Source organism: Brevundimonas sp. BH3 (genome assembly GCF_045345115.1).
Classification (GTDB): Bacteria; Pseudomonadota; Alphaproteobacteria; order Caulobacterales; family Caulobacteraceae; genus Brevundimonas.
Genome location: NZ_CP150796.1, coordinates 2,033,938 through 2,044,166, shown reverse-complemented (window position 1 = coordinate 2,044,166; position 10,229 = coordinate 2,033,938). Strand labels below are relative to the sequence as shown.

The following is a 10,229-nucleotide window of genomic DNA, read 5'->3' as shown; positions in this document are numbered from 1 at the left end:
GTGTGGGCTTGAGAGCTGAAAAAAAACTATGGATGTTTGGTTCGGCAATCATAAGTTATCGGTATTGGGGCAACTCTGCCATGGGGCGATCCTGGGTAAACCGGGGCAGTATGAGCCGGGAAGGCGATGGGGATGGATGTAGTTTTCGGACTTTGGGCCGACCGGGGTGCCAGTCCAGACCACGGCGGCGGCGCGAGCGGGGCGCTTGGCCAGCCTGTAGTTGGACCTGTCGGTCTGGTCGATATTCTCGAAACCGCTTTGGGTCTGGGTGAACCCTTCCGTCCCCAGGTTGTGCGGGTCGCCGCCTTCCAAGCCGCGCTTGAGGCGCTTGAGGGGGACTATTTCTGGTCGCGTTCCCTGGTCATGGATCCATGGTCGACCTCACGCATGGTGCTGACGTGGCGAGATGAACTAGTCGGCCTGGGATGGTCGCCGGATCATGAGTGGAAACAAGCTCGTATTGCTGATCTCGCCGCGGCCTGTCGCGAAGCGACTAGCGTGCCGCCCGGTCTTCCGGACCGGATTGTAGGCCTGATCAGGGCGTTGGAGCGCGCAAAGACTTCCCCGCTGATGCGGCTTCGTTTGATCGATGGCGTTGACCTGTTGGAGTCGCCGCTGCGCCGGCTCGTCGAACGACTTCAGGCCCTAGGCTGCGTGGTCGAAACCGTTCCGCTTGCGGCGGCGGCACCGGCCGAGACCTCTCTCGGCAAGCTTCAGCGATGGGTACTTGGTGCGTCGGAGCCGCTGGTAGGAGCGGATGGAACCGTTACTGTCGCGACAGCAGCCAGTGAGCCCTTGGCTGCGGAACTACTTGGTCAGTGGGTGGCTGCCAGATCGGTGCCGAGCATGGTTCTGGTGGCCCAGGATGGAGACACCGCCCTCCTGGATCATGGTCTTCACGCCTCCGGTCAACCGCAGGCAGGGCGCAGCCAGTCCTCAGTCCATCGCGGCTCCATGCAACTCCTGCTTCTGGCCTTCAAGGGGGCCTGGTCGCCGTTCGACCCCCACGCACTGATGGAGCTTCTGGTCTTCCCGAACTCCCCCATCGCGCCCCGCGCTGCGCGACGTCTGGCGTCCTCTCTTGAGGAAGCGCCGGGTCGGGGAGGGGAGGAATGGACTTCAGCCTGGGCTGAGGTCGCGGAGAAGGAGCGCGAGTACGCCGAAGGCGATGCGGACAAGATGGCCAAGATCGGGCCGCGCCTCTCGCGGTGGCGCGCTTGGGCCGAGCCCGACCTGGCAAGTCCAGATACCGGCATGCCCCTGGCGCAGGCCCTCGTGATCTGTGACCGAGTCACGACTTGGGCTTCAGCCCGGTACGCCTCTAGCGGCGACGTCCTCTACTCTGCGACCGCAGTACTGGCGGGCGAGGTCCGCGCGGCCTTGGCCGCGCTCAAACGAGAGCATCTTCCCAGGATTCTCATAGAGCGGATCATTGATCAGGCGATGGACGCTGGCCAGGCCAATCCGAGTGCCCAGGCCCAGGCGGCGGACTGGAGAAGCGTGGCTCACCCTGGTGCGGTCTGGGCACCGGCCGGGGCCTTGGTTTGGTGGCGGTTCGAGTACACGACTGAAGGCACGCAACGTGCAGGTGCTGTCAGTCTAACGCTAAAGGTGCTCCACTTTGATGGCTACAAGCCATTGGTGGAGCAGGCGTTTTATGAAGCCACTATCGTTTAAGCGTCATCGGTTTCCGGCGGAGGTGATCCGTCATGCCGTGTGGTTGTACTTTCGCTTTAATCTTAGCTTCCGCGACGTCGAGGAAATGATGGCGCAACGCGGAATTGACGTCAGCTACGAAACGATCCGGTGCTGGACGATCAAGTTCGGGCCTCTGATTGCACGGCGGCTAAAGAAGCGGAGAGTGCCACCGACAGGCCGTTGGCATCTCGATGAGATGGTTTGCAAGATCGGCGGCCGACGCATGTATCTGTGGCGTGCGGTCGACGACGAAGGAGAGGTTTTAGATGTCATCGTCCAGCGTCGACGGGATATAGGGGCGGCTTTGAAGCTGCTCAAACGACTTCTTCGCAACCAGCCTGTCGAGCCTGAAAGCATAACAACGGACGGACTGGCATCGTACGGTGCGGCGCTCGATCAGCTGGAACTACGGCACCTTCATCGTCCCGGTCGGCTTCGAGATAACAACCGTGTCGAGAACTCGCACCTGCCGATCCGGCGACGGGAGAGGCAGCAGCAGAGGTTCAAATCCCAAGCCTCAGCACAAAGATTTCTCACTACCCACGCAGCGATCTACAACACCTTCAACATCCAGCGCCATCTGATCAGCAGATCCACACTTCGTCGTTTTCGCGTCGATGCGGATACCGCATGGGCGGCCGCTACCGCCTGAGAATGAGCAGGGTAGAGGGCTTTCGGCTGCGCTCAGTTACCCTGACAGCACCGTCTTCGCAAGGTCGAGCCCGACCGTGGTATTTACGACATGACTGTCCTCCTTTGTGGATACTCGCAGACCCTTCTTGGCCCATCCACGACGCTGGGGTAAGAGTGGAATCCACCCCACCTCCATGCAAGCTACTGATGTGTCGCCCTGCACCATACGCATGCTTCAAATGCTTCTGCATACACTGAGCGTCCGGTAACCAATTGAATCTCCAGAAATCCAGTCTGTCTTCTTCTCGTACAGCACGGACCGACACGCAACAATTTCGATCGAGTCTTGTTCGCCTGCCTTTCGTGGCGAAAATCGAACGTTTGGTTGAAGACCGAGGGTTTGGGTTTGCGAGATGCGAGTTCGGCGATGATGAGTTCTTCTTCCATGTAACGTCGAACTTGGCGGGCCAACGGGATTTCGAGGCAATTAACGTTGGCGATCTGCTGCTGTGCCAGATTGGGTCTCGGGCAAAGGAGCTTAGCCGACAATGCATCGTGCAATGGGTGCGGGCGGAAGATTTGGATTGGGGCGGGCTACAAGTACCCGCTTGCCAAGCAGATCTTGATGCCTACAGACTTGACGTTCTCAAAGCGCGCTCCCTCAAGCAGATTCATCAGTTAGTGGAAGCGAAATGGTATGTTAAACAATGGGATGGGCAGGCTCCCTCTGATTTGCGCGACCCATTGCTTGGCGCTACCTGGTTGAGACTGATTTCAGACCTGGACACCGAGAATCTGAAGCAGGTACAGCTGGAAGAAATGCTGAAGTCCTGCCGCTTTGATTTTCGAGAAATGATTGATCCGGCGAGTTCGCGGTGTTCGGTTTTGGATCTTCTGGAATATTTCTCTCCGGCTCAATTAAGCGCACTGGGTGAGCCGCAGAAAAAATGGCTTTCCTCCTCATGGGCGTCTCCGCCAAGGGTTTCCGAAACGCATACTTCGGACGTAAAACCGACGCGAAGGCTAAATGACGACGACAAGGCTGCCATTCTGGAGTGGTTTGTTCTGCGTCATGTCAACGATCAGTTAGATCACAGTCACCTTGAATGGTTTGAAGGCAAGAACGCCTATGAAGCCATAGCCGCGCAGCGAATTCTGAGGCGCAATCTTCGACTTTCTAGCGCGCTCCGTGACTGGATGATGATCCTAGCGGAAAATGCTATCTTGGACCAAGCCTGCTGTGACGAGCTTGCGGTGCAGGATCCGGCTGTTGCGCCGAGACTGTTTGGGCGGCTTTCGAATGCGGCAGAGCACAAGGTTCGAACCGGCTGGAAACAGGATATCTCGCCGCTCGTCGCCGCGATTGGTGATCGGCCCGAAGTATTGGATAGACTGGTCCACCACTGTGTTCTTGCCATTGACCTTGAAACCGATGGGGAAAACATATGGGAAGTTGGCTGTTCTGGGTCGGGTCCGACACAGCGACTGCACGATGCGACAGTCGGGACGGATTTCGACGCGGCGCTGGCAGACCTGACCCAACGGCTGCAACACACCACGCTGGTGGTGGGTCATAACATCCTGGCGTGGGACTGGCCGATCCTTGCCGCCCGTTTGCCTCCAGACTCTGCGCCGCTGATCTGGGATACGATGCTCGTGAAGTTTTTGCTGGATCCTTCGGCGCCATCACATGCGCTTGGAGGTGCACATCATGCCGAGGACGATGCAGAGGCCACACTTGCGCTTTTTGTCCAGCAGATGCGCATGCTGCCGGCCGAACTCACGGCTAAAATTCTTGCGGGACAGTTCAACGACACGGCAGAGTTGTTCTGCGCGATTTGCCCACCCCTTGTATCTGCTGCACCCTTGGCCAGGTCACGCCCCGAATATCTGATTGCCACTGAGCAAGATCCTGTCGAACTCGTGCTGTTGCCAGACCACGAACTAACGGCCGTTGACTGGGTGCCAGGTGTTTCCGTGGTGTCGGCCAATCCCGACGAAAGGCTTCCGAGAGAGCGATGGCAAATTGATGTCGAACTCCTGGATCGCGACCTGAAGGAAGCCTTTGCGCAGTCCCCCATTGCCCAAGTGCTCTTGGCGATCTGCCAGCGGGCAGAAGCGGAGGAAATTGCCCTAAGGCGATCAATGTTGCCCCTGTGGCTGATTGAGGGGTTGGAAGGTCTTTCTGAGGCGATCGACGGCGCGAGCTTTGTCCCTGCCATAGATGGAAGAATCTGCGTGGCACCGATTCCGCGAGCTTCCTCGTGGTGGTCAGAGGTCGATGGTTCGAGCATCCATGCGATGCTGCCCGAAGGTCGCTTCGTTATCGTGGATCGCCAAACGGTTAAACCGGGGCAGACAGACATGGAAGGTGGCTCTCGATATGCGCCGCTGATCAAGATTACGGAACCCGGCGCTGGTTTGTGGCTCAAACGGGACAGTGCGGCTCAGCGTCTCGATGTCAGCGGCAGTTGGCGAAGTTTCCGAACCATCCGGGTGCCAACCGCAACCCAAGTGGTCAAACCTCCGGCATCGGCCTTGACGAAGCGGCCGTTTCTCGCTGTGCGGCAGTATCCGGGGTTGTTTCCCGGCTCCGCTGACCAGGCCTCCTACTGGACGGGGGTTATCGAGGCATTCTGCGCAATCCGTCGCGACGACGCCATTCCTATTCTTCTCGTCGCCAGTTCCACAAGTTCGGCCTTGATGCAGATCCTGAGCGCGGCATGTGCTGAAATCGGGCTTGGCGAGATGTGCCCGCCCCATCGTAGTCGGCGTGAGCATCTGCGGCGGGCGGCCGGCCGCAACTTTGCCATTGTCGACACAATTGACCAATGGCGGGACTGGCAGCGTCTTGCAGCGACCCTTGACGTAAAACTTCTCCCGCTCGTCGAAGCCTTGCCACTCGAAGAATGGTTCGCTCTGGCTGATGCCGAAACAAGCGACAACGTAGTGAATTCCGAGGAAACACGCGCGGCCCCCGGCGCCGAAAAAATCGCCGTTCCAGAGGCAAGTATACTTGAGACCGCGCCGGCACTTGTCGGGCGTTTCCTGGAGTTCTGGCTGAAGGAAACCGGCCTGAACGAGTCAATACACGCTCCCATCCTGCTAGACGCCCGTGCCGAAGTGTCAAACTTCGAATTGCTTGCCTTCGTGGAAAAGCATCCCTTGCCGGATGGGTCTTTGCCGAAGGAGGACCGCAAGCGGCTGCAGCTGGCATTCGAAACGCTGCAGGTCCAACGCGAGGACGCGCCGTCCGACTTTGCAACCATGGAACAATTTCTTGTCACCAATTGGCAGCCTCCGGGCAAGTCAGGCGGCAACGCGGTCAGCGGCTTCAAACCTACCCAGAAGCAGGCAATGGAGGCAATACGTACACGCGGCAGCGATGTCATGGTCGCCTTGCCGACGGGGGAAGGCAAATCTGTGCTTTTCCAAGTTCCGTCGCTCTGCCGCGGACTGCGCAACAGACGGTTGACGCTCGTGATATCGCCACTCAAGGCGCTTATGCAGGATCAGGTCGCAAGACTTCACGAACAGGGCTTTGCGGAATCGGTCGACTACGTGAACAGTGACCGGCCCCGCTTCGAACTGGCTGAGGTGCTTCAAGGTGTGCTCGATCATCGGATCGTATTGCTCTATGTGGCCCCTGAGCGTTTGCGCAATGCGGCGTTCCTCGATGTCCTTCGCCGGCGGATGGAAACTGATGAAGGACTTGAATATGTTGTCTTCGATGAAGCTCATTGCGTGAACCAATGGGGATACGAGTTCCGCCCGGATTATTTCCACGCATTCACTTTGCTCATGCGCAGTCTTCGAGGCACTGACTTCAACGAAGTCACGCCTTTCCTGCTCCTCTCCGCAACTCTTACTGCCTCGGACCGGCGCAGCATTCGCAATTTGCTTGCAGGAGGTGCGCCCGCACATCTGCGGCTTCCGTTGGCTGTATGCCCCGATGCGGACGCATCTTCGAACCCGCTACGTGCGCATATCGATGTGGATCCTCTTCTGGTTAGGGGAAATATCCTAGACAGTCAGGATTTTGAAACAGCTCTGGCCGAACGTCTTCCCCACATCCAGCAGGCAATACAGCAGGCCCGTGAAAATAGGCGTGCAACCGGACAAAGAAGCGCGGTCATCATCTTCGTGACGCGTCGCGCGCACGCAGATGATCTTGCTAAGCGCTTGACGGAGACTGCCGGATGCGAGGTCGAGAGCTATCACGCCGGTCTCGATTCAGCGACGAGAGACGACATTTACACTCGGTTCCGCGACGGGGACCTAGATATCTTGGTCGCAACCAAAGCCTTTGGCATGGGAATGGATATTCCTGACATCCATTGGGTCGTCCATCTTTCTCCGCCTGCGTACCTCGAGGACTATCTTCAGGAAGTCGGTCGTATCGGGCGGGGCGTCGTTGAAAAGCGGCGGGCGGGCTTAGATCAGTTGGAGGCCAAACTGCTGGCCTCTTCTGCTGACTTCGAGAACATGCGCGGCCTTCGCGCCGTGAACGAGCTGCGCTCGCCACAAATTGACGAGATCGGAGGCAAGATAAACGAGGCAGCCGAAATTATCGAGGGTCACAAGATTGCTTTCGTTCCCAGCCATGGGTTCGAGCCCTACAAGAGCGCGGCACAGATGAGAGCGAACGCGACCAAGCTGCGCATGGCCCTGTACTGGCTGGAAAAGGCTGGCCACCTAACTCAGCTTGGTATGATCCCTGATCTACTGTCGGTCACACTCTTCCCCAGCCGACTCGCAGCCATTGCCGCTGAAGCCTCTCCGACTGGGCGTGTGGCCAAAGCCATACACGCCATCGCAGTCGGCGAGGACTCTGACGGGTCCCTCAACAATTCTGATCAAAGGCATCCACAGCGCAGCGGCCTCTTGGGAGGCATTCTCAACTGGCTAACCGAGCTTGTTGGCGTGCGGACCGATCAGCCGGATCCCACGCCAACCCGGCGCCGGTTGGGTACCGCCTCTGACACCGCACTGATCAACATCTCGCAGATACGCCGTCAGTGCAGGATCTCTAGCAGAGACGAGACAATGGCCTGTCTCGTGGATCTGCAACACCGGCAGGGGCTGCAACTGCGCTGGACACTCGAGTTCGCCAAGCGGCCGCTGTTGTCGGAACCGAAAGAACGGAACGCCGTTCTGGTCGAGACAGTCGGCAGCGCCGTTCGCAGCTTGATCCAGCATTTGAAATCGCGGGATCGCGCAGAGTTCACTCCCTTAGAATATCTGGATCAGTCTGCGTTCGATTTCTGCAACCAGGATGAAACCCCCTCGTCCCCGAAGGAGCAAGCCGAACGGCAAGCTCTGCGCCGCCGCTATGAGCGGGCTTTTATTTACGGGTTCCGTACCCTCGCTCGTGCCTGCGGCATCAGAATCAAACAGATCGTGCGAGCGCCAGATGAGGGCGTGCTCTGGCAGGCTCAAATGTCGAGTGCACACCAAAGAAATGCCGCCGGTAGGTGCAATGAACTTCTTGCCTTGATCCCCTCGCTTCTGACCCTTTTTTCCAGAGCATTCGAAGGGGGGCTCAAAGAAGTCGAGGTTCACGACCTGATCCGGGGTCTGGAAACCGCGCATCCGAGAAAGAAATTCAGAATCAATGACTTGGAGACACTACTTCGCCTCTCCTCATCTCTGAACCTCGTCAGCGTTCAGCCTGAACTCGTGCCTCTGTCCTATATTCTCTCTTTGTCCAACGAGTTCCCCGGTCTTGATCGGCATCCCGAGCTTGTCGAAGAACTGAATGACGTCAACGAATTGGCCGAAACCCGCACATTCGCGATGGAAGTTTTCGCGAACCTGCCCAAGCCAGCACGGGAGCCCTTCATAGGCGGATATTTCGCTCAGGCGAGTGGCGCGGACCTGAAGGCATTTCTGGAAGGCCAGCTCGGTGAGATCGAAGATCAAGGAGACGAGGCTATCGGTTTCATCGCGTCCAAACGCGATCAGTTGCGTGCGACGAAGGCAGTCGAATTTTTCGAACGCTATCAAAATTCCGAAGAGCCCGCACAGTGGCAGGCAATGTCCCACCGTTTCGATCAACATCTCTTGGTCAATGCGGGCCCGGGTGCAGGGAAGACCTCCGTGCTCGTTGGCCGGATTGCCCATCTGATCCGAGAGCAGCACATCAAGCCTGCAGAAATTGTTGTCTTGGCTTTCAACCGGGCCGTTGTCTTTGAAATCAGAAAGCGGATACGGGATCTGTTCAGAACGCTTGGCTATTCGGCCTATGCCTCTCAGGTTCGTATACACACCTTCCACGGGCTTGCGAGGTTGAGCCTTGCTGGCATCGACGGCAGCGTGGGTCAGGACATGGAGAACCTGCTCGGGAATTTTGCGGCAAGACTTACCTCAGACCCGGCATTTCGCGAACAGGTGGCGGGCGGTTGCCGTTGCATCCTGGTGGACGAGTTTCAAGACGTCACCGACGACGTCTATGGCATCATAAGCAACCTGCATCGCGGCAGCGGCGAGAGAGCTGGTGTCATGGTAATCGGCGATGACGATCAGGACATCTTGCGCTGGCAAAGGAAGGCCGGCCCCCTGCGCCGCGGTGGATTTGCGGAGACCTATTTTGACCGCTTCAAGGCGGAGTTTGGCGACGAGCATCTTCGCTGCCTTGAACTCTGCGTGAATTTCCGTTCCGGCGCGGAAATCGTGGAAATGAGCCAGAAGATGATCTCCGGCTTCTTTGCCAGAAGCAGCAGGTCGCGCCGCCTGAAATCGACCTTGCTACGGCAATCCTCGACAGCGGGCGCTAGCCGTTGCGAACGTATTGTGGCCCGGGACTGGAGCAGAGATCAGGTGATTGACGAAATTGTCAAAACTTGCCTGCGCCTTCATCGTGAAAATCCGGGTTCCCTGGCTGTACTTTGCCGCACTAACGACGAAGTTGCCGAGATCCACCGACACCTGACCTCCCATTTCGGGAGCATTTCAGTTCAGAGCAGCGAAAACATGCGTATTTCTGACCTAAGGCATGTCGCGTTGTGGTGCGATTTTCTCGAAGTCGAAGTTGCGAAAGGTGATCGCGCGTTGAATGACTCCCTCGCACAAGAGCTCCTTGCGACGTTTACGGCTTCAATTGCAATCCCTGAGACTACATCGTCGGGCGGAACCTGGTTTGATTTGACGAATCTGTGGGAGCTCTGTTGCGAAGAAAGTGTCTTTCCGCACCTTTCAACCCTGCTGCGCTTCATCAGAAATCTGCAACGCGATGAACTCTTGCGCCTCATGAGCAGCAGGAAAGACGGGCAAGAGATTGTGGTGTCGACAATTCACAAGGTGAAGGGGCTGGAATATGACAATGTCGTCGTCGCCCCCTCTCGAACATCTTTCGGAGATGCCGCAACTTCGAAGGAAGCCTTAGAAGATGACGCCGCAGAAGAGGCGCGGCTGCTCTATGTGGCCCTCACCCGAGCAAAATCCCGGTTGGTCTATTTTATGGGGCAGCGGGAGTTTGCTTGGGGCCGTACTGATCCCTGCCGTCACCCCGGTGAGGCCGGAGGGGAGAAGGTCCTTACAGGCGCTCATGACCAGATTGACCTTAGTTGGGCTGTTCGTCGAAGCAATTTCAACCCAAACCCGAATGATTGCCAGTCCTACATCGAGACCTGCGTGAATATTGGTGATCGCATCACATTGGGTAGTAACGGGTGGACTTTGTTCCATACAGATAGGACAGGACAGCGGCACCAAATCGGATGCGTTGCCAAGAAGTTTGGAGTGGGCACCGGCGGATCAGACCTCAAGGTCAGCGCAGTGGTACGCTACCCGGTTGATGATCGAAATCGTGAGGCTGCTGGCGAAATCGCCGTCCGCCGCGGCTGGGGATATGCCGTTTTGGTCAACGGGCGGCTGCGTTAGAAAATTGTCGAAGCGGC

The 10,229-nt window shown here is 57.7% G+C and carries 3 protein-coding genes; all 3 read left to right on the top strand.

Annotated elements, in window-relative coordinates:
- Positions 1-132: 132 nt before the first annotated feature.
- Positions 133-1,677: a hypothetical protein gene (locus WEU32_RS10040; protein WP_406851789.1), complete on the top strand. Its 1,545-nt coding sequence runs from the start codon at positions 133-135 to the stop codon at positions 1,675-1,677.
- Positions 1,658-2,350, top strand: coding sequence for an IS6 family transposase (locus WEU32_RS10035; RefSeq protein WP_406851788.1), 693 nt, complete (start codon positions 1,658-1,660; stop codon positions 2,348-2,350). The genes WEU32_RS10040 and WEU32_RS10035 overlap by 20 nt, the downstream gene beginning before the upstream one ends.
- A gap of 254 nt (positions 2,351-2,604) precedes the next feature.
- Positions 2,605-10,212: a UvrD-helicase domain-containing protein gene (locus tag WEU32_RS10030; RefSeq protein ID WP_406851787.1), complete on the top strand. Its 7,608-nt coding sequence runs from the start codon at positions 2,605-2,607 to the stop codon at positions 10,210-10,212.
- Positions 10,213-10,229: the final 17 nt, after the last annotated feature.